The organism is Metabacillus sp. 113a, from assembly GCF_050107635.1.
Classification (GTDB): domain Bacteria; phylum Bacillota; class Bacilli; order Bacillales; family Bacillaceae; genus Metabacillus_B.
Window position 1 is genome coordinate 613,326 of sequence record NZ_JBNILJ010000001.1, and the last position, 22,362, is coordinate 635,687.

At 45.6% G+C, this 22,362-nt stretch carries 20 protein-coding genes; all 20 read right to left on the reverse strand.

Annotated elements, in window-relative coordinates; translation table 11 throughout:
• Window positions 1–48 precede the first annotated feature (48 nt).
• Window positions 49–588, reverse strand: a complete 540-nt coding sequence (locus tag ACQCVE_RS03260; RefSeq protein ID WP_426844362.1) for an outer spore coat protein CotE — start codon at window positions 586–588, stop codon at window positions 49–51.
• Window positions 589–1,369: 781 nt separating this feature from the next.
• Window positions 1,370–1,795 (reverse strand): RicAFT regulatory complex protein RicA family protein, encoded by a 426-nt coding sequence (locus ACQCVE_RS03265; protein ID WP_426861599.1) that lies wholly within the window; start codon window positions 1,793–1,795, stop codon window positions 1,370–1,372.
• Window positions 1,796–3,325 (reverse strand): tRNA (N6-isopentenyl adenosine(37)-C2)-methylthiotransferase MiaB, encoded by a 1,530-nt coding sequence (miaB, locus tag ACQCVE_RS03270; RefSeq protein WP_426861601.1) that lies wholly within the window; start codon window positions 3,323–3,325, stop codon window positions 1,796–1,798. It abuts the gene before it with no gap.
• A 232-nt stretch (window positions 3,326–3,557) separates the two neighbouring features.
• Entirely contained in the window at window positions 3,558–4,733 is a 1,176-nt protein-coding gene (locus ACQCVE_RS03275) for a glycine C-acetyltransferase (protein ID WP_426844365.1), read from the reverse strand.
• A gap of 18 nt (window positions 4,734–4,751) precedes the next feature.
• Window positions 4,752–5,795, reverse strand: a complete 1,044-nt coding sequence (gene tdh, locus ACQCVE_RS03280) for an L-threonine 3-dehydrogenase (protein ID WP_426861603.1) — start codon at window positions 5,793–5,795, stop codon at window positions 4,752–4,754.
• A gap of 309 nt (window positions 5,796–6,104) precedes the next feature.
• Entirely contained in the window at window positions 6,105–6,971 is an 867-nt protein-coding gene (locus ACQCVE_RS03285) for a 2-oxoacid:ferredoxin oxidoreductase subunit beta (RefSeq protein WP_426844367.1), read from the reverse strand.
• A complete protein-coding gene (locus ACQCVE_RS03290; protein ID WP_426861605.1) occupies window positions 6,971–8,710 on the reverse strand; it encodes a 2-oxoacid:acceptor oxidoreductase subunit alpha in 1,740 nt (579 codons plus the stop codon). Before ACQCVE_RS03290 ends, ACQCVE_RS03285 begins: the two co-directional genes overlap by 1 nt.
• A 95-nt stretch (window positions 8,711–8,805) precedes the next feature.
• On the reverse strand, window positions 8,806–9,720 hold the full coding sequence (locus ACQCVE_RS03295) for a dipeptidase (RefSeq protein ID WP_426861607.1): 915 nt from the start codon (window positions 9,718–9,720) through the stop codon (window positions 8,806–8,808).
• A gap of 119 nt (window positions 9,721–9,839) precedes the next feature.
• Window positions 9,840–10,100: a stage V sporulation protein SpoVS gene (gene spoVS / locus ACQCVE_RS03300; RefSeq protein WP_009330666.1), complete on the reverse strand. Its 261-nt coding sequence runs from the start codon at window positions 10,098–10,100 to the stop codon at window positions 9,840–9,842.
• A gap of 179 nt (window positions 10,101–10,279) precedes the next feature.
• A complete protein-coding gene (locus ACQCVE_RS03305; protein WP_426861609.1) occupies window positions 10,280–11,074 on the reverse strand; it encodes a TIGR00282 family metallophosphoesterase in 795 nt (264 codons plus the stop codon).
• Between the two features lie 272 nt (window positions 11,075–11,346).
• Entirely contained in the window at window positions 11,347–12,906 is a 1,560-nt protein-coding gene (gene rny, locus ACQCVE_RS03310) for a ribonuclease Y (protein WP_426844371.1), read from the reverse strand.
• A gap of 595 nt (window positions 12,907–13,501) precedes the next feature.
• Window positions 13,502–14,542: a recombinase RecA gene (gene recA / locus ACQCVE_RS03315; RefSeq protein WP_426844372.1), complete on the reverse strand. Its 1,041-nt coding sequence runs from the start codon at window positions 14,540–14,542 to the stop codon at window positions 13,502–13,504.
• Window positions 14,543–14,726: 184 nt separating this feature from the next.
• The gene (locus ACQCVE_RS03320) at window positions 14,727–15,980 is read right to left on the reverse strand and encodes a competence/damage-inducible protein A (RefSeq protein WP_426844373.1); all 1,254 of its coding nucleotides are present in this window, start codon (window positions 15,978–15,980) and stop codon (window positions 14,727–14,729) included.
• 20 nt (window positions 15,981–16,000) lie between these two features.
• Window positions 16,001–16,579 (reverse strand): CDP-diacylglycerol--glycerol-3-phosphate 3-phosphatidyltransferase, encoded by a 579-nt coding sequence (gene pgsA, locus ACQCVE_RS03325; protein ID WP_426844374.1) that lies wholly within the window; start codon window positions 16,577–16,579, stop codon window positions 16,001–16,003.
• Window positions 16,580–16,660: 81 nt separating this feature from the next.
• Window positions 16,661–17,575 carry a helix-turn-helix domain-containing protein gene (locus ACQCVE_RS03330; protein ID WP_426844375.1) on the reverse strand — a complete coding sequence of 305 codons (915 nt, stop codon included), beginning with the start codon at window positions 17,573–17,575 and terminating at the stop codon, window positions 16,661–16,663.
• Between the two features lie 9 nt (window positions 17,576–17,584).
• Window positions 17,585–18,376, reverse strand: a complete 792-nt coding sequence (locus ACQCVE_RS03335; RefSeq protein WP_426844376.1) for a YmfK family protein — start codon at window positions 18,374–18,376, stop codon at window positions 17,585–17,587.
• A gap of 275 nt (window positions 18,377–18,651) precedes the next feature.
• Window positions 18,652–18,918 carry a DUF3243 domain-containing protein gene (locus ACQCVE_RS03340; RefSeq protein WP_426844377.1) on the reverse strand — a complete coding sequence of 89 codons (267 nt, stop codon included), beginning with the start codon at window positions 18,916–18,918 and terminating at the stop codon, window positions 18,652–18,654.
• An 84-nt stretch (window positions 18,919–19,002) separates the two neighbouring features.
• Window positions 19,003–19,716, reverse strand: coding sequence for an elongation factor P 5-aminopentanone reductase (ymfI, locus tag ACQCVE_RS03345; protein ID WP_426861611.1), 714 nt, complete (start codon window positions 19,714–19,716; stop codon window positions 19,003–19,005).
• A gap of 50 nt (window positions 19,717–19,766) precedes the next feature.
• A complete protein-coding gene (gene yfmH / locus ACQCVE_RS03350; protein ID WP_426861613.1) occupies window positions 19,767–21,071 on the reverse strand; it encodes an EF-P 5-aminopentanol modification-associated protein YfmH in 1,305 nt (434 codons plus the stop codon).
• Window positions 21,064–22,353: an EF-P 5-aminopentanol modification-associated protein YfmF gene (yfmF, locus tag ACQCVE_RS03355; RefSeq protein WP_426861614.1), complete on the reverse strand. Its 1,290-nt coding sequence runs from the start codon at window positions 22,351–22,353 to the stop codon at window positions 21,064–21,066. The genes yfmH and yfmF overlap by 8 nt, the downstream gene beginning before the upstream one ends.
• Window positions 22,354–22,362 lie beyond the last annotated feature (9 nt).

Here is a 22,362-nt window from a genome sequence, read left to right on the forward strand (position 1 = left end):
TTGTCCAATGAAGCACAAAAAAACCAGGAAGGATTTCTTCCCGGTTCATCATTCTTCGGCTTCCCCAGCTAAAAACTCTGTATCCAGATCATCGAACTCATCTTCCAAATCCTCTTCCCACTCTTCATCCTCGCAGCCATCAGGATGAACGACAACACATACTTTTGTTTCGCCGATCACTTCAGCCAGCACCTCTCGCTCTGCCTGAACGATAATTTTATTGCCGTTTGGAGAAATCGTCACTTCAAGGCAATTCGGCTGCTGGAGTACTTTTGCACAAACCTCATGCTCATCGTCGAGGAAATGATTGTCTCTGTACTTAAGTTTTACAATGTCTACGTACTTAACCCGTTCTGTAACAACCTCTGTTTTCGTATTATGATCATACGAATACCAGACATTAATGTCATAAGTTCCTTCCACCTCGACTGTTTTACCAACTTTATGGGGTTCATATTTATGGTTGATAATCCAGCCGCCTAAAATACTGGTAGGTCTTTGAGACGGGGAGATCGTGTGCGTGCATTGAGTGAACTTGCGTCCTTTCGCTACAACCGCTTTCGTAATAATTTCTCTGTATTCAGACATTCAAGCATACCCTCCTCAATCAATATTCATTCCATTGTATGCTGGGCTAATATTGATAGTTCTTTATTTACACGAACCCGCAGACACGGTCTACTTAGTCCATGACGTTCCTATTTCATATGTATGCATGAGCCCAAAAAAATGTGCCTACTTTTTAAAGCGGAGGCGGCTTGCTCAGCCCCGACAAGCATAAGATGGGCAGACCAGGGAAGGTGCCCTTTCCTTCCCCGGGCTGAACAGCTTATGACCTCGAGGGGCTAGCCGCCGGTGCTGGATAATGAAACTTAGTCCAAAAAAAGAGCATTGAGTATGCACTTAGGAGGGCGCTTGATCAGCCGTGAGAGACGGTGGAGCTCCTGACGGAGAGGCGCTCTTTGCCTCGACCGAAGGAGCGAAGCGTCCGAACGGCTGGCGCCCGGAGCTGGATAGCGAGATTAAGTAAAAAGAGAAGCATCGAGTATGCACCACCTAGGAGGCGGCTTATGGATGTTCTGCTAAGGACGCGGCGTCCTGCCGCAACGCAGAACTGACCCGCGTTCTGCGGGCCCTCGACCGAAGGAGCGAAGCGTCCGAACGGCTGGCGCCCGGAGCTGGATAGCGAGATTAAATAAAAAGAGGAGCATTGAGTATGCACTACTTAGGAGGCGGCTTATGGATGTTCTGCTAATGGAACTGCGTCCCGCTGCGTTCTGGAACAGGAATCAGCATAAAGAAAAGCTGACATGAAAAGGATTTGAGGTCCTTTAAATGTCAGCTTCTATCTTTTTATTCAGTCATGCGCTCAGCAGCTTCCTGGGCTGTTCTTCATTTTAGAACCGGTTTCTCCTGAAAGCAGATCGCCGCCGGTCGTTTCAATAATACGGTCTGTAACTTGGTTTGAAATGGTATTGGCAACAAGCTGGAGAAGGTCGTTGACTTCCAGCTGCGAGTCCTGGAACTCCTGGATGATTGGAAGCTGGTCCAGTTCTTCCTGGATGCGGTCGATTTTTTCTTCCACTTGTTTAAGGGCTTCTGTTTTGCCGTAATGCTGAAAGTTGACAGCTTGCTTTTGGAGGCTTTTGATGCTTGCAATCATGCTGCGCACTTTTTCGTTCCCATTAAGCTGAGCCTCTGCTCTTTTAAAGAAATCCACTTCCTCTGTTTCGGAGATCATTTGAGCAAGCTCGCGCGCCCGCGCAACAATATCATCTTTTGAATACCGAGTCATTTACTTCACCTCTATCGCTTCTTCTGCCATCTCCCCGTCCAGTGACCAGGTTTTGGCTTTCGTGACTTTTACTTTTACAATGTTGCCGATTGCTTCCTTCGGTCCCCTGAAGTTTACGAGTTTGCTTTTTTCTGTATAGCCGGCCAGAACATCCGGGTTGTTTTTGCTCTCGCCTTCAACTAATACTTCGACAACCTTGCCCTCGTATTCCTTCATTTTTTTAGCAGAAGTTTCATTAACAAGCTTGTTAAGACGCTGCAGCCGCTCTTTTTTGACTCTCATCGGCACGTTATCCTGCATCTTGGCTGCAGGTGTGCCTTCTCTTGGTGAATAGATGAACGTGTAAGCACTATCATATTCTACTTCTCTGTATAAAGACAGTGTCTCTTCAAACTGTTCTTCAGTTTCATTAGGAAAACCAACAATAATATCGGTTGTCAAGGTAGCATTCGGCATCGCCGTTCTGATTTTTTTCACAAGTTCCAAATAATGCTCTCGTGAGTATTTTCTCGCCATCAGCTTTAGTACCTCGGAGCTTCCGGATTGCACTGGAAGGTGGATATGGTCCAGAAGATTGCCGCCTTTAGCCAGCACCTCTATCAGATGATCATCAAAGTCGCGCGGATGGCTGGTTGTGAAACGGATACGGGGAATATCGATTTTGCGGAGTTCATCCATTAAATCCCCCAAGCCGTATTCCAGATCGCTGAAATCTTTGCCGTATGCATTTACGTTTTGTCCGAGCAATGTAATCTCCTGATAGCCCTGTGCCGCAAGCTTGCGAACCTCCTGAATGATTTCATCAGGACGCCTGCTTCGCTCTTTACCCCGTGTATAGGGAACGATGCAGTACGTACAGAATTTATCACAGCCGTACATGATGTTCACCCAGCCTTTAGTCGTTCCCTTTCGGACTCTGGGAAGGTTCTCAATGACATCGCCTTCCTTAGACCAAACCTCAATCACCATTTCCTTGGACATGTATGCATCCTTCAGGATATGAGGCAGGCGATGAATGTTGTGTGTACCGAAAATCATATCAATATGGGGATGTTTTTGCATAATTTTATTGACGACTGATTCTTCCTGGGACATGCATCCGCAAACCCCCACAAGAAGGCCTGGCTTCTCAAGTTTTAAAGGCTTAAGATGGCCGATTTCGCCAAATACTTTATTTTCTGCATTTTCTCGGATCGCACACGTGTTTAACAGGATGACATCAGCATCTTCTGTTGTATCGGTCGCTTCAAAGCCAAGGGCGGTAAAGATCCCTGCCATCACCTCAGTATCGTGTTCGTTCATTTGGCAGCCATAAGTGCGAATGTAAAACTTCTTTCCGTTTCCAAGTCCCCGGAACTCTTCTGAGATGGAGAAATCGTTTTTATATTGAATGTCTTCCTTGCCGCGTTTTTTTGCATCTTTTAAAGAAGGCGGCATGTAGACAGCCTGAAAATATTTGCTGTAATCTTTCTCAGTTTTTTTCGATTCAGGCTGAACCTGATTGTTTTCGCTGCGCTGTTTTTCGTTCATGGAGAGCGCTCCTTTCAAATACCGCTTATCTCTTTTATCAGCTTAAGCTGATGATTATATAAAAGAAGTTTTCAATTTTATAGTATAACTTTTATTAGAGCGGCATACAATAGATGCCGCTTGATTTCACGCAAAAAAAGAGAGGGTCCGGCCCTCTCTTTGAACAGCATTTGCAGGTTACCGTTCACTTTTTCGTACTTTGCACGTTTAACAGGCAGACAATATCTGATGCTTAGATGATGGATAATTCCTTGCCTGCTTTTTCGAAAAGATCCAATGCTTCCTGGAGTTCCTGACGGGAATGCTGGGCTGTTACGATCGTACGGACACGGGCCTGTCCTTTTGAAACGGTCGGGAAGGCAATGCCCTGGGCAAACACACCATATTCCAGCAGCTTGTCTGAAAATTGATGGCACCTCGCTTCGTCTCCAACAATGACCGGTGTTACAGGTGTTTCACTCTTGCCGGTATCAAATCCTAACTTCTCCAGTCCTTCTTTAAAAAACTTTGCGTTATCCCACAGCTTCTCAATCAGTTCCGGTTCTTCCAGCAGGACATCTATTGCTTCCATGCAGGCAGCCGTTACTGCAGGGGGGTGGGAGGTGCTGAACAAGAAAGGACGGCCTTTATGAATCAGGTAATCAATCAGTGTTTTTGTGCTTGCTACATACCCTCCGAGCACACCAATTGCTTTGCTCAAAGTTCCGACCTGGATATGAACACGCCCATCGAGACTAAAATGGTTTACGCTTCCCCTGCCATTTTCTCCAAGGACACCGGAAGCATGTGCGTCATCCACCATAATCAGAGCATCGTATTTTTCAGCAAGCTCCACGATCTCCGGCAGCGGCGCGATGTTTCCGTCCATCGAAAAAACACCGTCCGTTACAATGAGGCGGACCCGGTACTCCGCTGACTCTTTCAATGCACGCTCCAGATCGTCCATATCTACATGCTTATACACTTTTCTTGCCGCCTTCGTCAAACGGATCCCATCAATGATGGAAGCGTGATTCAGAGAATCTGAAATAACGACATCCTCCTGCGTTAAAATGGAAGAAAGCACGCCCTGATTCGTCGTGAATCCGGATTGAAAAACAAGGGCCGCTTCCGTATGCTTAAATGCAGCCAGCTTCTGCTCAAGCTCTTCATGCATAGAAAATGTTCCGGCTATGGTTCGGACAGAACCCGTTCCTGCTCCGTATTTTTGTGCAGCGTCCACAGCAGCTCTACGAAGCCGCGGATGTGAAGTAAGACCCAAGTAGTTATTAGATGAAAGCTGAATAACCTCTTTGCCATTGATGATAACTTTTGATCCCTGTTCGGATTCCAGAGGAACAAGCTTTCGGAACGTTCCCTGCTTTTTCATTTCATCCAGTTCTGCCTGTAAATATTCAAATCCTCTCATTTATACCCCTCCTGAAAGTTAGTAAGGATGCAAAACTACTTTTCCGCATTTTCCCTGTATCATCAAATCAAATCCTCTTTCAAATTCTTCAAGCTTTAAATGATGCGTGATCAGTGGCTCTACATTCACCTGGCCTGATTTGAGAAGACTTGAAACCTGCTGCCACGTTTCATACATTTTGCGGCCTGTAATCCCCTGTACGGTGATTCCCTTAAATACGATATCATTTGTTACATCAATCTGAACAGGCTGTACCGGCAGGCTTAAAATAGACACGCGCCCTCCATTTGTAACCATTTTAAATCCTTGATCCATAGCGACCGGATGACCGGACATCTCGCAAACCACATCCACTCCGTTGCCATCCGTTGCGTCCTTGATTTTTTCTAGCGGATTGGTTTCTCCTGAATGAATGGTGATTGTCGCCCCCATCGCTTTGGCGAGCTCCAGTCGATAGCTGTTCAAATCCAGAGCGATAACCTGGGAAGCTCCTGCCGCTTTTGCCACACCCACGGCCATTATTCCTATAGGTCCGCATCCGATAACCGCCACGGATTTTCCGGCCACGTCTCCGGCCAGTACGGTGTGCACCGCATTGCCCATCGGTTCTTGAATCGACGCCACGTCCCATGGAAGGTCTTTCGGATTTTTCCAAAGATTAGAGGCAGGCAGTGCAACGTATTCTGCAAAGCACCCATTCGTATCTACTCCGATGATTTTCGTGTCTTTGCAAATATGGGCATTTCCTGTCAGACATTGCGGACATTGCCCGCAGACTAAGTGGGTTTCAGCTGAAACATGGTCACCAGGAGCTACACTCGTTACCTTGCTACCGACTTCTGCAACTTCTCCGGAAAATTCGTGCCCAAACACGTAGGGAGGCTTTACCCGGCTTTGTGACCACTGATCCCAAGTATAGATGTGTACATCCGTTCCGCAAATAGATGTCGCTTTAACCTTAATTAGCACCTCATCTTCTTTAATTTGAGGAATATCTACTTCCTGGAGCTGAGCGCCATATCCTTCGTGATGTTTTACAACCGCTTTCATTTTTCCGTTCATGATGAACACTCCCCTGTCCAAAAAAACTATGCATCTAGAGTGATTCTATCATTACCCCTAATTCGAGTAAAGGCGGCTGTCCTCTCAGAAAAGACACTTGAGCACCTGGTAAAAAAACAGAGAAATTTATTTTCCATATCCTCCGGATTGGAATGGCAGGGCAGACCCTTTAAGTTGAATTTCCTGCACGGACTGTTCCTTCCTTTAAAACAGACACCGTCTAATGAATTCATCGCCACATCTTAACCTAGCCGAAGCTTAATTACGGCCCTCTCCCCAAAAAAAAGAGCATCTACTTATAGATGCCGATTACATGAACTCCTCTGTTAATTGCCCGAACTGCTCCTCTGTTATCTCAAGCTTTGCTTTTGACAAGGGCTGATTGCTGTAGCCCTGAATCAAATGCTGATAGGAAGGGCGCGTCTTATCCTGATAAATCAAGCCTGTTACGAGACCGTTATATTTCATCACAGTCTGCATGGCTTCCCCTCGGCTTGAAGAGTCGTAGTCTTCCAATGAACTGAGCTTCGTCAGGTTTTCTTTAAACCAGTCGTACGTATTCACTTTGTTGTACGTTACGCAAGGACTGAAAACGTTGATAAAAGAAAAGCCGCTATGACGGATTCCCTGTTCAATCAAAGAGGTTAAATCCTTCAAGTCGGTTGAGAAACTTTGGGCAACAAAGGATGCTCCTGCTGTCAGGGCCATTTCAATGACTGATAAGGATGATTCTACAGAACCCTTTGGAGTGCTTTTTGTCACAAAGCCCGAATCGCTTCTGGGTGACGTTTGACCTTTCGTCAGTCCATAGATCTGGTTATCCATTACAATATACGTAATGTCAATGTTTCTTCTAATGGCATGGATCGTGTGCCCCATTCCGATGGCAAATCCATCCCCGTCTCCTCCTGAAGCGATGACTGTCAGTTCCCGGTTCGCCATCTTGACTCCCTGTGCGATCGGCAATGATCTTCCGTGAATGCCATGAAAACCATAGGATTGGATGTAGCCGGATATTCTTCCCGAACAGCCAATTCCTGAAACGACCGCCATCTGATCGGGCTCAAGGCCTGCATTTGCAGCGGCTCTCTGAATCGCAGCCTGGACAGAAAAGTCTCCGCAGCCAGGGCACCAGTTCGGCTTCACATCATTTCTGAAATCTTTAAATGTAGCCATCAGATCAGCTCCTTGCATTTTGTAAATACTTCATTAGGCAAAAAGGGATTTCCATCATATTTTAAAATCGACTGAATTTTATCGGAACAGCCGATGTTCATTTTAATAATGTTCGCGAGCTGACCAGTGGCATTGTTTTCAACAACCGCAATTTTTCCGGCAGATTCAGTAAGGGAACGAAGCTCTGCAGCTGGAAATGGATGAATCAGCCGGATATGGGCATGGTTGACCTTGACCCCGTGTTCTTCAAGTCTTTCCATCACTTCTTCAATGACGCCTCGCGTGGAATTGAATCCGATGAGAAGCAAGTCAGCCTCCGTATGCTTGACTGATTTATGGATAGGCTCAGGAAACAGCAGTCCATCCATTTTTCTTAACCGCTTATCCATTTGATTTTTTCGGTTGGATGCCACCTCTGACGGCTTCCCTGTTTCCTCATGTTCCACCCCGGTTACATGATGGATGCCTTTTTTCATTCCCGGCAGCACCCTCGGGGAAATGCCTGAATCTGTAACTTCATACCGTTTAAAATATTCTTTTCCCTCACGATCCGGAATGCTTGCGTCATCTGCGAGGGCCCCTCTCCTAATCTGAATTTTTTTATAGTCAAGCGGCTCCACCGACTGCTTGCCAAGAGACAGCTGCAAATCGGATAAGATAATAACCGGGCATTGATACTCCTCTGCGAGATTAAACGCTTCTACCGTATCGTAGAATGCCTCCTGTACTGTGCTCGGCGCCATAACAATCTTAGGGATTTCACCATGTGTACCGTAAATCATCGCCATTAAATCTGACTGCTCCTGCTTCGTGGGCAGCCCGGTACTAGGGCCGCCCCTTTGAGTGTCTACAACAACAAGCGGTGTTTCCGTAATGCCTGATAAACCGATTGCCTCCATCATCAGTGACAAACCCGGGCCAGCCGATGCAGTAAAGGTCCTCGTCCCCGCATAATTTGCTCCGATTGCCATCGTACAGGCTGCGATTTCATCTTCCGTTTGAATAACAGCCCCTCCGAATGAAGGCAGCTTTTTGATTAAATATTCCATAATTTCAGATGCAGGGGTTATAGGATAAGCAGCCATAAACCGCGCTCCTCCTGCCAGTGCACCAAGAGCAATCGCATCATTCCCGATCATGAACATCCGTTTTTTGCGATCCGCTCTCTCAAGGAACAGATCACTCCTGCAGTAGCGCAGCTCCTGTATCAAATAGGATGCTCCCTTTTCAATGGCATCCATATTCATTTCAACTACCTTCTGTCCTTTTCTGCCGTAAGTTTCATTTACAACTTCAAAGAAATCCTCCGGCTTCAGATTGAGAATTGCGCTTGTCGCTCCAATCGCCACCATGTTTTTCATGAGGGATGTTCCGAGGTCTGAAGCAATTTCGGTGAAGGGGATGGAGAACAGGGTCACGCCTTCCGCATTGGATAGGACAGGACTAAACCTTGAATCAGCTAAAACAATTCCTCCAGCCCTCAATTCGCTTGAGTTCACATCGATCGTTTCCTGGTCAAATGCGACTAAAATGTCCAGATCATCGGATATGGTGCGAATTTGTGACGTGCTTACCCTGATTTTGTTATTGGTATGCCCTCCTTTAATTCTCGAAGAAAAATGTCTGTATCCGTATAAATAATAGCCCAGCCGGTTTAAGGCAATGGAAAATACCTCACCCGTCGACTCAATCCCTTCACCCTGCTGTCCCCCTACTTTCCATGAAAGCTGCTTAATCATACATGTGCCCCCTTTATTTCAGCTTTAAAATATGTACAAATTTTTTTCGTGTCAGCCTACGAAACACAGCCCTTTTTTCTTAATTTTTAAAAAATTCAAAACGGAATCCTGTCAGCAAAATGCTGAAAAGCTATTCCATTCGCAACATCTGCCGGATAGCGTTTAAATATCTCATTTAAAAGATTGTCATATTGATGATAGCCTTCAAGCCCGGGAACCGTTTCTTCAATGCCGTCAAAATCAGATCCAAGGCCTGTACAACGGTCTCCCCCAAACGAGCATATATGCTCCAGGTGGTGCAGCAGTTTGGAAATGCTTGGCTCACTGCTGATGAAATCGGGCACGAATGTTATACCAATCGGTGCATCCCTTTCAATTAAAGCTTTTAATTGGCTGTCCCTTAAGTTCCTTGGGTGAGGTCTGATCGCATATGCATTTGAATGGGTAGCGGCCACATGCTTGGCTTTTTCGAAAACTCCCCAAAAGCTTTTTTCTCCTAAGTGGGAAACATCGATCCAGCTTCCTGTTTCATTCAGCCGTTCAATGAGCTTCTCTCCCAAAAGAGATATTCCGGCATTTCGTATTTCAAGGGCACCATCAGCAAAAAGGTTTGCAAAATTCCAGGTCAGGTTATAGATCCGAACTCCCTTTTCATGCAAAACACTGATTTTATCAAGCTCATTTTGAATGCTGTCACAGCCTTCAAGAGAGAGGATCAGCCCGACTTCATCCTTTTTAAGTTCGTTAATATGACGTTTCTCCGTTACAAGTCTGAACTGGGGATGGAGAGACAGTATTTTCTTGTGTACGATTTCAATCTGAGCGAGCACTGCATGAAACTGCTGGTCCGCCGGTACATGATTCGGTACAAATATTGCCAGACACTGGACTTTTGCATGATGGCTCGCAAGCTTCTCTAAATTTGTTTGCAGCGCCCCGTCCCATGGCTGAAGTGCGTTGTCCTGCCATAGTTTAAAGAGCATATCGCAGTGAGCATCAAAAATCTTCATCACCTGTCCCTCCTGATGCTAAAATAAGAGGCTGACCTTAACACAGGCATGTCCCTATCCATGCCGCAAAGCTGCGGCATTTATGGGAGTCCTGGCTGGTCAGCCTCTGACTTATCATTTTAACGGGGTTCAACAATCAGCTTAATGGCTGTTCTTTCTTCCCCATCAATTAAAATATCTGTAAAAGCTGGAATGCAAATTAAATCCACTCCGCTTGGTGCTACAAACCCTCTGGCAATAGCTACGGCTTTTACTGCCTGATTCAGCGCTCCTGCTCCGATGGCCTGGATTTCAGCGTTTCCCCGTTCCCTCAATACCCCGGCAAGCGCTCCAGCTACAGAATTAGGATTTGATTTTGCTGAAACTTTTAATATTTCCATTACTGTTTCCCCCTTATTCATTACCAAGGATCGTGAGTGATCATTGGAACAACCGTTGTTGGATATTGTTCAAAACGCATCCCCTTGACGTTGAACAAAATGGCTAATCATTCCATTACTACATATATTCACTAGCGCACAGCGGTATTCCTGCCTTTGCGGCCGTTTTTTCTAAAAATTCAATCAAAATAGGGGTGGTCATCGTTTATGGCGATTCTCTTTATGGATTGAGCCATTCCGGTCTTATTGTCAAGGCGGACTACAACTCCGCTAAGCTGGGTACGCCCTTCTGCTACCTCAAACCTTACGGGAAGGCTTGTTAAAAACCTCTTGATCACCGGCTCCCGGGAGGTTCCTAGAATCCCATCATAAGGACCGGTCATTCCTGCATCCGAAATATATGCGGTCCCTTTCGAAAGCACCCGTTCATCTGCTGTTTGAACATGTGTATGAGTACCTACCACAGCGGATACCCTGCCATCCAGATACCAGCCCATGGCCTGCTTTTCGCTCGTGGCCTCTGCATGAAAATCTACAAAGATGAACGGGGTTCTTTTCCGGGCCTGCTCGACAAGCTCATCTGCTTTTCGGAAGGGGCAATCAATGGCCGGAAGAAAAGTGCGCCCCTGCAAATTAATAACGGCTACTTCTTTATTACCCATTTTCTGAAAAAACATTCCATTTCCCGGGGTTCCTTCAGGATAATTTGCCGGTCTGATTAGATTAGGCGTCTTATCTATGTAGTCTGTGATTTCCCTTTTATCCCATGTGTGGTTTCCCATTGTGATGACTTGGGCACCGGCCTCCATCAATTCATGGTAATTCTTCTCCGTTAATCCTTTCCCGTGTGCTGCATTTTCGCCGTTTACAATAACAGCATCAGGCATATAATTTGATTTTAGCCGGGGGAGATAGGTTTTAAGCATCTCTCTTCCCGGTGAACCGACAATATCTCCGATAAATAATATGTTCATTTAAAAAACCCTTTCTTTAAAGCTTTATATGAGGCTGTTTAAGCATAACATGCAATCATACCAGATCAAGCCTCATCAATAAGCCTTCGTTTAATCATCAAGCCATTCTTACTATGCTGTGCCACTGTTTATGTGGAAACAAGCTTCTTTCCGAATATAGTCCCCATTTAAGCAGTTTATTTTATCATGGCCAATAGGCAGAAAAAAAATAAAGCGGCGCTAAGCACCGCTTTATTTGTTCCATTCCTTCCCGTTTTTAGAGGGATTGAAAATTATTTTGCGTATTCAACTGCCCGCGTTTCACGGATGACCGTGACTTTGATATGACCTGGATAATCCAGTTCCTCTTCAATCCTTTTTCGGATATCACGGGCAAGCCGGTGTGCCTGAAGATCGTCAATCGCGTCTGGTTTGACCATAATCCGAACCTCACGGCCAGCCTGGATTGCGAATGATTTCTCGACACCCTCATAGGATTCAGAAATTTCTTCAAGTTTTTCCAGCCTGCGGATATAGTTTTCAAGGGTTTCACTCCGTGCTCCCGGCCTGGCAGCCGACAGAGCATCCGCAGCGGCAACAATCACAGCGATGATGGAGGTCGCCTCCTGATCACCGTGATGGGAAGCGATGCTATTAATGACAACCGGGTGTTCCTTGTATTTTCCTGCAAGTTCCACACCAATTTCAACGTGGCTTCCTTCCACTTCATGGTCAATAGCCTTTCCGATATCGTGAAGCAGTCCAGCCCGTTTAGCAAGGGTAACATCTTCGCCGAGTTCAGCAGCCATCAGGCCTGAAAGGTAAGCTACTTCCATTGAATGCTTCAGAACGTTTTGACCGTAGCTCGTCCTGAATTTCAAACGGCCGAGGATCTTGATAAGATCCGGATGCAATCCATGAACTCCCACTTCAAATGTGGTCTGCTCACCAACTTCCCGGATATACTCATCAACTTCCCGACGTGATTTTTCAACCATTTCTTCAATCCGTGCTGGATGGATCCGGCCGTCCTGAACAAGTTTGTCCAGGGCAATTCTCGCTGTCTCCCTGCGGATTGGATCAAATCCGGAAAGAATGACCGCTTCAGGCGTATCATCAATAATCAGATCGATTCCTGTAAGAGTTTCAAGGGTGCGGATGTTCCGGCCTTCACGGCCGATTATACGTCCCTTCATCTCGTCATTTGGAAGATTTACAACAGAAACGGTCGTTTCCGCCACGTGATCTGCAGCACAGCGCTGCAGTGCAAGAGACAGGATCTCTTTCGCACGCTTGTCTGCTTCTTCTTTTGCACGAGTCTCACTTTCTTTGATCAGAACAGCGAGATCATGGGAAAGCTCATTCTCCACTTTATCCAGAATGATCTGTCTTGCCGAATCTCTCGTCAAGCCTGAGATACGCTCAAGCTCTGTTTGCTGCCTGCGTACCATCTCATCCACTTTGCTTTCCATCTCTTCAATATGTTGTTGTCTTTCAGCCAAAGAGTTTTCCTTGCGGTCAAGAACTCCTTCTCTTTTGTCGAGAGAATCATCTTTCCTGTCAAGGTTCTCCTCTTTTTGCAATAATCGGTTTTCCTGTTTTTGTAGCTCGTTTCGACGATCACGAATTTCTTGTTCGGCATCCGTGCGAAGCTTATGAATTTCATCCTTCGCTTCAAGCATCGCTTCTTTCTTAGCTGCTTCAGCCTCGCGTCTTCCATCTTCAAGAATTTGCTCGGCGGCACTTTTTGCACCGGCAATTTTCGCTTCGGCAATCGATTTGCGAACAAAATAGCCAACAACTACACCTACGATTAGGCCAAGCAAAATGGAGATGATTAGTGTTGCGTCCATTATCTCACCTCCTCTTGCTATGAACATTTCTTGCTAGAATAATGTGTCGGCACGTACATTGTGTGATAGGGTCTCAATATACTGCACTTGTTTTTTTCAGGATGATTTTAGTTGTAAGCTAAAGGCAATCGGCAGTAGCTGCTTTAGCCAAAATCATCAGGTTCTTTTGTTAAAAAATACTAAAAATAAAACAAAATACACAACTTTATTGTATAGTTGTAAAAAATACTTGTCAAGCCAGTCATTCTGCCCGTTTCAGCCGATTCCCCGGGATCTGATCTGTTTTGTTTCCAAATCCTCTGACAGACAGAAAAAGGGCGGTGTAACTACCTGCGATTTAAAGCCCTATCCTCTTTTTAATTTGATCTGTTCCCGCTCATCTATGACCAGGCTTCTCAGAGTCAAGGGGGCAGGCGGCGGACAGCCTCATCGCTCTGTCCCGCTGCTTTCAGTGAGTAGCCCGGCACCTTCCGCTTTAATCAGCGTAACCAATCTTTGTAAGTTAAAACGATTTTCACAAAGAAACCCCCGGTATCGGGGGTTTTCCAATCCAATATTTCCTCAGGCAGACCACTTGCTGAATAGATGCCGGTTGTTAATCTTCCAGTTCAAACAGTTCTTCTTCCTCTTCGGGAGGAGCATCAACTGTTTCATCCAAACGGTAGTGATCTCTGATCTGTTTATGAATGACAGTCGCGACATTTGGATTTTCCTTTAAGAACTGTTTGGCATTCTCACGGCCCTGTCCCAGGCGCTCTTCATTATAGGAATACCAGGATCCGCTCTTTTGAACGATATCAAGGTCTGTTCCCATATCGATTATTTCTCCTTCACGGGAGATGCCCAGCCCATACATAATGTCAACTTCCGCCGTTCTGAACGGAGGAGCCACCTTATTTTTAACTACTTTGATTTTCGTTTTATTTCCCATTACGTCATTGCCCTGCTTGAGCTGCTCTGCACGGCGGACTTCAAGACGAACGGAAGAATAGAATTTTAATGCCCGTCCACCGGGAGTGGTTTCAGGATTTCCGAACATAACGCCCACCTTTTCACGAATCTGGTTGATAAAGATGGCGATGGTTTTGGACTTGCTGATGGCGCCGGACAGCTTTCGCAGCGCCTGGGACATTAGACGCGCCTGCAAACCAACATGCGAATCTCCCATTTCCCCTTCGATTTCCGCTTTTGGAACAAGCGCCGCTACGGAGTCGATTACAAGGATATCCACCGCTCCGCTTCGAACGAGTGCCTCGGCAATTTCAAGCGCCTGTTCACCTGTGTCGGGCTGTGACAGGAGCAGTTCATCAATGTTGACGCCAAGCTTTTGAGCATATACCGGATCCAGCGCATGCTCAGCATCAATAAATGCAGCCTGTCCGCCCTGACGCTGAACCTCCGCAATGGCGTGAAGAGCGACTGTTGTTTTACCCGAACTTTCAGGTCCGTACGTTTCGATAATCCGCCCGCGCGGGTATCCGCCTATTCCGAGTGCAACGTCCAACGCGAGAGATCCGCTTGGGACGGTGGATACTTTCCGGTCAGTCTGTTCCCCGAGCTTCATGATAGAGCCTTTACCAAACTGCTTTTCTATTTGTTTCAGCGCCATATCCAAGGCGGCTTGACGATCATTCATCTATCGTTCCTCCTCTAATCTTTAACCTATTCTTACTATATCTCTTTTTATTTAATTTGCCAAGAAAAAAGTCGAACATTCATTCGATTATTTTTCATCTTTGCTTATTGAAAATACGATTTATCGCTAAGGCAAAAGTTAATTATGCCATCAGCTAAACGGTAAAAAAAGAAAAGCACACAGCTTATTTCGCTGTATGCTTTTCCAGATGCTTCATGAGAAGCCTGCACCCGTATTTAACCGTTCTTCTTCTGATTCCGTCCCTGCTTCCTGCAAGCTTGAGCTCATGAACTTCTGTTCCGCTTTTGGATGAAATTCCGATAAATACTGTCCCGACCGGCTTCCCTTCCATCGGTTCAGGCCCAGCGGCACCCGTGAAGCTGATTCCGATATCCCCCTCTGCAAGAGAGCGGATATTTTCGGCCATTTCCTGCGCGCATTCCCGGCTAACCGCTCCAAATTCATCAAGCGTTTCCCGTTTAACCTTAAGCAAATTCTGCTTTACAGAATTTGAATAACAGACAATTCCTCCCTTTAAAACCCGGGAGGTGCCCTTTACAGTCGTTAGCTGCTCGGAAAACAGGCCGCCAGTCAGACTCTCTGCTGATGACACCGTAATCTTCCTTTCTATAAGGCGGTCTGTTAATTCCTGCAGGAGGCTTGTGCTCTCATACCCGTAGAAAAATTCACCGACCCGGCTGTTGATTGTCTGCTCCATTACGTTCAGCATCTGGATAGCCGTCGTTTCTTCCTTATGCTTAGCTGTCAGCCTCAGTGTGACTTCGCCGTCTCCTGCAAGCGGGGCAATCGTAGGATTGGTTTGTCCGTCAATCAAGTCTTCAAGCTCTGACTCAAGCTGGGACTCGCCAATCCCAAAATAACGAAGCACTCTGGATAGAATCCGGTCCTGCTCACCGAGAAGCTCCAGCAAATACGGCCTTGCATAATTTGAAAACATCGGGCGCATCTCTGATGGAGGGCCCGGCAATAGAATGTAGACGATTCCATCCTTTTGCAAAGCCATTCCCGGTGCCATTCCGACATCGTTTTGTAAAATCTGCGCTCCATCGAATACCAGGGCCTGCTTTCGGTTATTTTCGGTCATTGTACGGTTCAGCTTTGCAAAGTAATCCTCAATGGACTGCATGGCTTCCTGATCGGTAACCAGATTTACATTCAACAGGGCTGCAACCGTCTCTTTCGTTAAATCATCCTTCGTAGGTCCTAGCCCGCCTGTAAATAGAATGACGTTTGACCTCGACTGGGCGGTTTGAACCGCAGCTTTTAATCTCTCTGCATTATCCCCGGCCACAGTATGGTAATACGTGTTGAACCCCATTTCAGCAAGCTCACCTGAAATAAACTGCGCGTTCGTGTTAGCAATTTGCCCGAGCAGCAATTCTGATCCAACAGCAATAATTTCGGTTTTCGTATCCATAGCCTGGTCCTCCTTGAACCTTACTTTGAATTTAAAAATGCTTGTTTGTTTTTAGCAAAATAATCCCATCCCGAGATGACAGTGAAGATGACCGCGACCCATAATGCCATTTGTGCGAATGGGACGTTTAACGGTTCAAACGGGAAATTGTTAAGCAGAAGCACGGAGACAGCGATAATCTGTGTCCAGGTTTTAATTTTCCCGAGCATATTTGCCGCGACCACTTCCCCTTCATTCGCCAGGATGAGTCTTAAACCGGTCACAGCAAATTCCCGGCTGATGATGATAATGACCATCCATGCAGGAGCAAGCTGAAGCTGAACCAATATGATCAAAGCAGCGGATACAAGCAGCTTATCTGCGAGCGGGTCCAGGAATTTACCGAGATTTGTCACGAGATTGTACTTCCTTGCATAATATCCGTCAATCCAGTCTGTTACTGATGCCAGAATGAAAAGGATCGCGCCGGCAAATTGAGAAACCGGCATTTCCGTACCGGCCAGGCTCATTGATCCCCAGTTAAAGGGATAAAGCATGATGATCATAAAAACGGGGATTAGCAAAATTCTGGATACGGTAATTTTGTTTGGCAAATTCATATGTTTCTGCTCCTTCGTCCGGCACTGTGCAAAGTACAGCTCCGCCTTATTCTGTTGTAGGATAAATGGCAAGAAAAGCCATCATTGAGATGACTTTTCAGGGGTAGTATAGGTGATCGTCATGGATTGTGTCATGACTTTGGATGGATCGATCGCGTATTGCAAAGCTTCACCGTTAATCTTAATGTCTGTATTCGGAGCGTTTCCAATACGGATTTTTACTTCATTTTCATTTGTCAAATCAAGTTTCTCCGTGTTCCCTTTTTGAATCGTTTTAGACAGAAAAGTCTTGCCCTTCCCGTTTTTAACCGAAATCCAGGCCGCGTTCTTAGCGGTGATCTCCAATTCGAGTTTCTCTGCGTTCTCTACCTTATAATCAGAAGCGGCATTTCCTGTTTTTTTGCCGGTAACGGATTGCTTCAGCTCCGGCTCAGGTTTTTCAGCTGGCTCTTCCTCCGGCTCTTTTGCCTGTTTTTCCTGCTGTGGCTGCTCCGCCAAATCGGTGTCCCCGTTCTTGATTGAATCGTCCACTTTGACTTCTGATCCGATCGATTCTGACTGGGGTTCGGATTTTACTGGCGGAGCGCTGCCTGTATTGCTCTGGTTTAAAATATAAATCACAAAGGCAGCGGCTAAGATCAGAATAATGATTATGATTTTAGGCAGCAGGTCGATTGCCTTGGATGCACTTTCAGGCAGTTCACGCTGAGTCTGAACCCTCGAAAGCTGTCCCGGCACCTCATCCTGCCCGCTGTCCGGTATCTCCTTCCGGTAACGCTCAAACAGCTCTTCAGGATCAAGGCCTACTGCTTCTGCGTATTGCTTGATGAAAGCGCGGACGTAAAATTTGCCGGGCATAATTTGATAGTTGCCCTCTTCGATTCCAATCAAGTACCGTTTTTGAATTTTAGTCATTGTCTGCAAATCATCCAGTGAAATTTGCTTTTCTTCCCTCACTTGCTTAAGGTGATTCCCTAATTCGCTCAACCAAAACACCTTCCATAATTAAAAATCAAATCCAGAAAAAGCCGACTGATCGAGCATTTGGGGCTCTTCAGCGTCTTCATATGTAATTTTTTCATCCGGGTGGTTGCGGAGTTCAATGATATAGTCAAAATCATCCATTGTATATTCCGTATTTTGCACAAATACATCCGGGTGTTCCACAATCTTTGTCGCAGAGAGCCGCATGATTTCTCGAACCAGCTGCAGGTGGCGCTCCGTCCCTCTTCTGGTCGAAACAATGCCGTCAATGATAAAAAGATTATCTGCATCATATTCGTCGGCAATCAGCTGGCTTCTAAGCGTTTGCTTCAGGAGCGTCGAAGACACAAACAGCCATTTTTTATTGGCACAGACGCTGGAGGCTACGATGGATTCTGTTTTTCCGACCCTCGGCATGCCGCGGATCCCAATTAACTTATGTCCATCCTGTTTCATCAGCTCAGCCAAAAAATCAACGAGGAGTCCAAGCTCATCCCGGACAAACCGGAACGTTTTTTTGTCATCCGCATCACGCTGGATGTAGCGTCCGTGTCTGACCGCAAGCCGGTCACGGAGCTTTGGCTTTCTTAATTTTGTTACCGTAATCGTATCCATTGTATGTAAAATAGATTCCAGACGTTTTATCTGATCGTTGTGTTCACATTTTAAGAGGAGTCCGCGGCGCGAATCTTCTACACCGTTGATCGTTACAATATTTATAGAAAGCATACCCAGCAGGGAAGAAACGTCCCCAAGCAGGCCAGGCCGGTTTTTCTGGATTTCATATTCCAAGTACCATTCTTCCTTTTGCAAGGAAAATCCCCCTTTCAATTGAGGCGATATGTACCTATAAAACTATAATAAAGCATTTTCACTCAATAAGAAAGAAGAATTCCCTAAACCTCTTAACGGAGGAAGATGCTGGACATCCCTTTTAGGCTTCAGCAGATTATTTTTAGAAGGGAATCCTCCGGAAGTGCTGGTCCACTCTGAAAAAATTGAGCTTAAATGGGGCCACATGGCAGCCAGATTAAATCCAATTGAACAGAATATCATAAAGCAAAAAAGAGAGGCATCGCCTCCCCTTTTTAATGAGTTCCTTCTGTACCGTTGTTGCCCACAAGCTTAACCATCATGTTGGCGATGGCATGCTGTTCTTCTTCACTTGCAACACTCCATAAATCAGCCAGCACTTTTTCCTGGTCGTTTTTGGATTCAACCTGGTTCGCAAGATATCCACCGATTTCGTATGCAAGGCCTGAAATCGTTTCACGGCTCATTCCGCTGTTTTCAGCATGATGAAGGCGGTCCCCAAGGAAGTTTTTCCATGAATCCCAATTGTTCAAAACGGACATTGTCATTCCTCCAGTGCCATAGATTGATTACAAGGTTAGTTTTGCTGATTTGCTCTAATTTATGCAGGATGGTCAAACTTTTCTTTAGCGCCAGCCTCCGTTAACGGATAATATATGGCCATTTATATATGAGGCCTTATCTGAGGCTAAAAAGGAAACCGCATCTGCAATTTCTTCCGGTTTCCCAAGCCTGCCCGCCGGAATATCTTCAGCTATCGCCTTAAGGTCCTCTTTCGTGAACATGTCAAGCATGCTGGTTTCAACAGCGCCCGGCGAGACGGCATTCACACGGATCCCGCTTGGAGCCAGCTCTTTTGCCAATGCCTTAACAAACGTATTTTGTCCGCCCTTTACCATTGAATACAGAACTTCACACGCAGCCCCTGCCTCCCCCCATATGGAGGTTACAGCAATTATGGCACCTTTTTTTTCTTTCACCATGCCGGGTACTACTCCTCTTGAAAGCAAAAACGGGCTTGTCATATGGAGCTGTATCTGCTGGTCAATTTCTATTTCGCTAAGATCAGTAATCAGGCCGTAGGGGGCAGTTCCCGAAGCAAGAATGAGCAGGGATACGGGATGGGTGACCTGACTGAGAAGTTCCTTCGTTCCCCCGGATGCTGAAAGATCCGCCTGAACAAGGATACAGTCCGTTCCTTTAAGCTTCTCCTTCAGCCATTCCGCCTTTTTCCGTTTTTTATGATAATGAATATACAAGTTCCAGCCTTCTGATGCCAGCTTTTCAGCTATTTTTGATCCAATGCCGCCGGTAGCTCCTGTAATCAATGCGTACCTCATTTACTGGCTCCTTTTCATTAAACATGCCGGCTGTAATCAGCCGGCATCCTTTATTGCTGCTGTCCTGTCTTTTTCGGGACGACTGTAAAAACGGTCATTTGGCTTTCGTCAGCCATTTCCATTAACAATCCATCTGCATCTTCTTTAGAAATTTGCTCAAGAACTGGCACCACATCAAATAAATTCATGTCATTGAATGCATAGCGCGTAAACTGATTGGCAATATACTCCGGGGAATTAACTGATCTTAAAAATGCCCCGATTCGTTTTTTTACAGCCGTATCCAGCCGGTCTTTCTGAATGCCTTCTTGCTTTGCCTTCAGCAAGATCTCTTTAATCTGGTCAGAAAGCTCTTCAGGACGGTCCGTATCCCCGCCAATCATACCAAAACCAAATGTTTCTTCTTCCGTATAATCATAGCTGAACGTATCATCGATCAGCCCATTGCTGTACATGTCCTGGTATTGAACGGAGCTTTTCCCGAACAAAACATCCAGAATTAGGTTGGCAGTCAGTTCTTTTTTCAAAAGTTCCTCCCCTGCAAACCCGGTCACTTTTGCTTTTATGCCTACCAGGCATTTGGAGGACTGCACGTTCATCGGTAGGCTCTCCGATGATTTGTAAACCTCTTTACTTTCAGAAAGTCCCGGACGCTTAATTTCCTGCGGAGGATCGAACGATTTCTTATTCTGATTTTCCCTGATCTGATTCAATACCTGCTCAGGATCTACAGGGCCTGTAACGAATAGAAGCATATTGCTTGGATGATAAAACGTATGGTAGCACTCATACAGCAAATCCTTTGTAATATGGGAAATGGACTCAACCGTCCCGGCAATGTCAATTTTAACAGGATGCTTTTCATACATATTCTGGATTAGCCCGAAATAAAGTCTCCAATCAGGATTATCATCATACATATCAATCTCCTGTCCGATAATCCCTTTTTCTTTCTCAACCGACTGCTCCGTAAAATAAGGCTCCTGAACAAAATCAATTAGTGTTTCTAGATTCGTCTCTGCATCTGCCGTGCTCGAGAAAAGGTAGGCGGTTCTTGTGAAGGACGTAAAGGCGTTGGATGAAGCTCCCTGTTTGCTGAATTGCTGAAACACATCTCCATCCTCTTTTTCAAACAGTTTATGTTCAAGAAAGTGAGCAATGCCATCCGGCACCTTTTTCATTTCCTCTTGTCCGAGAGGCACAAATTCATTGTCTATAGAGCCATACCTGGCTGTAAAGGTTGCATACGTTTTGTTAAATCCTTTTTTGGGCAACACGTATACATTCAGGCCGTTCTCCATTTGCTCATGATAAAGCTCTTCCTGGAGCTGTTTAAACTGTATCGGCTTAACCATCGCTTTCTGCCCCCGTTCCTTTAAGAAAATAAATCGTATCGAGCTGAATATTGGATGCTGCTGCAACCACTTCTTCCTTTGTTACTTGGCTTATTCCATCAAGCAGCTCATCAAACGTGCGGCCTGCATTGGCAGCAGCATTTTGGTACAAGACCTCGCAAAGCCCGAAGCTCGTATCAATCGTTTCTAGAAGCTGATTGCGGATCATTCCTTTTGTCTGATCCAGATCTTCTTCTGTAAAATCTCCGGCCTTCATAGCCCCCATTTGTTCCTTAATGATGGATACCGCCCGGTCAAAGTTGCCGACTTCAATTCCGGACATTACCATGAGAAGACCTTTATGGGATTCGACTCTTGAAGCTGCATAGTACGCAAGACTTGCTTTTTCCCGGACGTTGATAAAAAGCTTGGAGTGTGAGAACCCGCCGAATATTCCGTTAAAGACTTGAAGGGCGAAATACTGTTCATCCTTGTAGGTGCAATTCGTCCGATACCCGATATTTAATTTTCCCTGCTTCACATCTTCTTCTTCAATGACTTCTTTTTCTTCAACTTTTTGGGAGACCTGCTTTTCAAGCTCAGGGTAAGCATGGGAATTAGCAGCGAAAGTAAAGTGTGTTTGAATCATTTTCCCCGCTGTTTCCTCGCAGAAATCACCAATCAGGTAAAAATCGAGCTTATCTTCCTTTAGAACACGCTGATAATACTCGTAAAGCTCTGCTGCTGTCAGAGCATCGGCATCTTCCATTTCCCCGTTGACGTGAAGAGCGTATGGTTCATCCTTGCACATTTCCTGTACAAGCCTCAAATTCGAATAGCGCATTTTATCGTCGTAAGCAGCCTGAATTCTCTGCTTCAGCGTCCTTTTTTCTTCCTTTATAATGCTTTCATCAAAAGCATCTCCATTTAAAAGAGGTCTAAGGAGGATATCTGACATAAGCTTAATGGCCTCTTCCAGCAAGGGGGTTTTTTCCGTTAAAAAATTCTCATTGGCCACTTCCATCCGAAGGGTAATGATATGATTTTCACCCTTTTTGGTAAGGTCCGCAAAAAGGGTTGCGCCATACAATCCATCCAAGTGATGACGGATTTGACCTGTGGATGGGAAGCGGGCGGTAGCGCGCTGAAGAACGTATGGAAGAAGCGCCCGCTTCGTAACCGTCTCTTTTTTAAGTGGGGCAAGAAGCTTTAATACAAGTGTGTTTGTTTTGTATTTATCCGTTTTAATGGTATGAACGGTCATTCCATTCAGTTTTGTTAGCTTTTCTTCAAAAAAAGACATACATTCACT

Bases quoted from the DNA above. Each gene is read 5' to 3' on its own strand.
- tdh (WP_426861603.1), bottom strand. From the start codon at position 5,795: ATGAACGGAAAAATGAAAGCGGTTGTAAAACATCACGAAGGATATGGC.
- recA (WP_426844372.1), bottom strand. From the start codon at position 14,542: ATGAATGATCGTCAAGCCGCCTTGGATATGGCGCTGAAACAAATAGAA.
- yfmF (WP_426861614.1), bottom strand. From the start codon at position 22,353: ATGTCTTTTTTTGAAGAAAAGCTAACAAAACTGAATGGAATGACCGTT.
- miaB (WP_426861601.1), bottom strand. From the start codon at position 3,325: ATGAACGAAAAACAGCGCAGCGAAAACAATCAGGTTCAGCCTGAATCG.
- ACQCVE_RS03275 (WP_426844365.1), bottom strand. From the start codon at position 4,733: ATGAGAGGATTTGAATATTTACAGGCAGAACTGGATGAAATGAAAAAG.
- ACQCVE_RS03285 (WP_426844367.1), bottom strand. From the start codon at position 6,971: ATGGCTACATTTAAAGATTTCAGAAATGATGTGAAGCCGAACTGGTGC.
- ACQCVE_RS03340 (WP_426844377.1), bottom strand. From the start codon at position 18,918: ATGTCCGTTTTGAACAATTGGGATTCATGGAAAAACTTCCTTGGGGAC.
- ACQCVE_RS03320 (WP_426844373.1), bottom strand. From the start codon at position 15,980: ATGGATACGAAAACCGAAATTATTGCTGTTGGATCAGAATTGCTGCTC.
- ACQCVE_RS03260 (WP_426844362.1), bottom strand. From the start codon at position 588: ATGTCTGAATACAGAGAAATTATTACGAAAGCGGTTGTAGCGAAAGGA.
- yfmH (WP_426861613.1), bottom strand. From the start codon at position 21,071: ATGGTTAAGCCGATACAGTTTAAACAGCTCCAGGAAGAGCTTTATCAT.
- ACQCVE_RS03265 (WP_426861599.1), bottom strand. From the start codon at position 1,795: ATGACTCGGTATTCAAAAGATGATATTGTTGCGCGGGCGCGCGAGCTT.
- ACQCVE_RS03305 (WP_426861609.1), bottom strand. From the start codon at position 11,074: ATGAACATATTATTTATCGGAGATATTGTCGGTTCACCGGGAAGAGAG.
- pgsA (WP_426844374.1), bottom strand. From the start codon at position 16,579: ATGAATTTGCCAAACAAAATTACCGTATCCAGAATTTTGCTAATCCCC.
- spoVS (WP_009330666.1), bottom strand. From the start codon at position 10,100: ATGGAAATATTAAAAGTTTCAGCAAAATCAAATCCTAATTCTGTAGCT.
- ACQCVE_RS03295 (WP_426861607.1), bottom strand. From the start codon at position 9,720: ATGAAGATTTTTGATGCTCACTGCGATATGCTCTTTAAACTATGGCAG.
- ACQCVE_RS03290 (WP_426861605.1), bottom strand. From the start codon at position 8,710: ATGATTAAGCAGCTTTCATGGAAAGTAGGGGGACAGCAGGGTGAAGGG.
- ymfI (WP_426861611.1), bottom strand. From the start codon at position 19,716: ATGAGGTACGCATTGATTACAGGAGCTACCGGCGGCATTGGATCAAAA.
- rny (WP_426844371.1), bottom strand. From the start codon at position 12,906: ATGGACGCAACACTAATCATCTCCATTTTGCTTGGCCTAATCGTAGGT.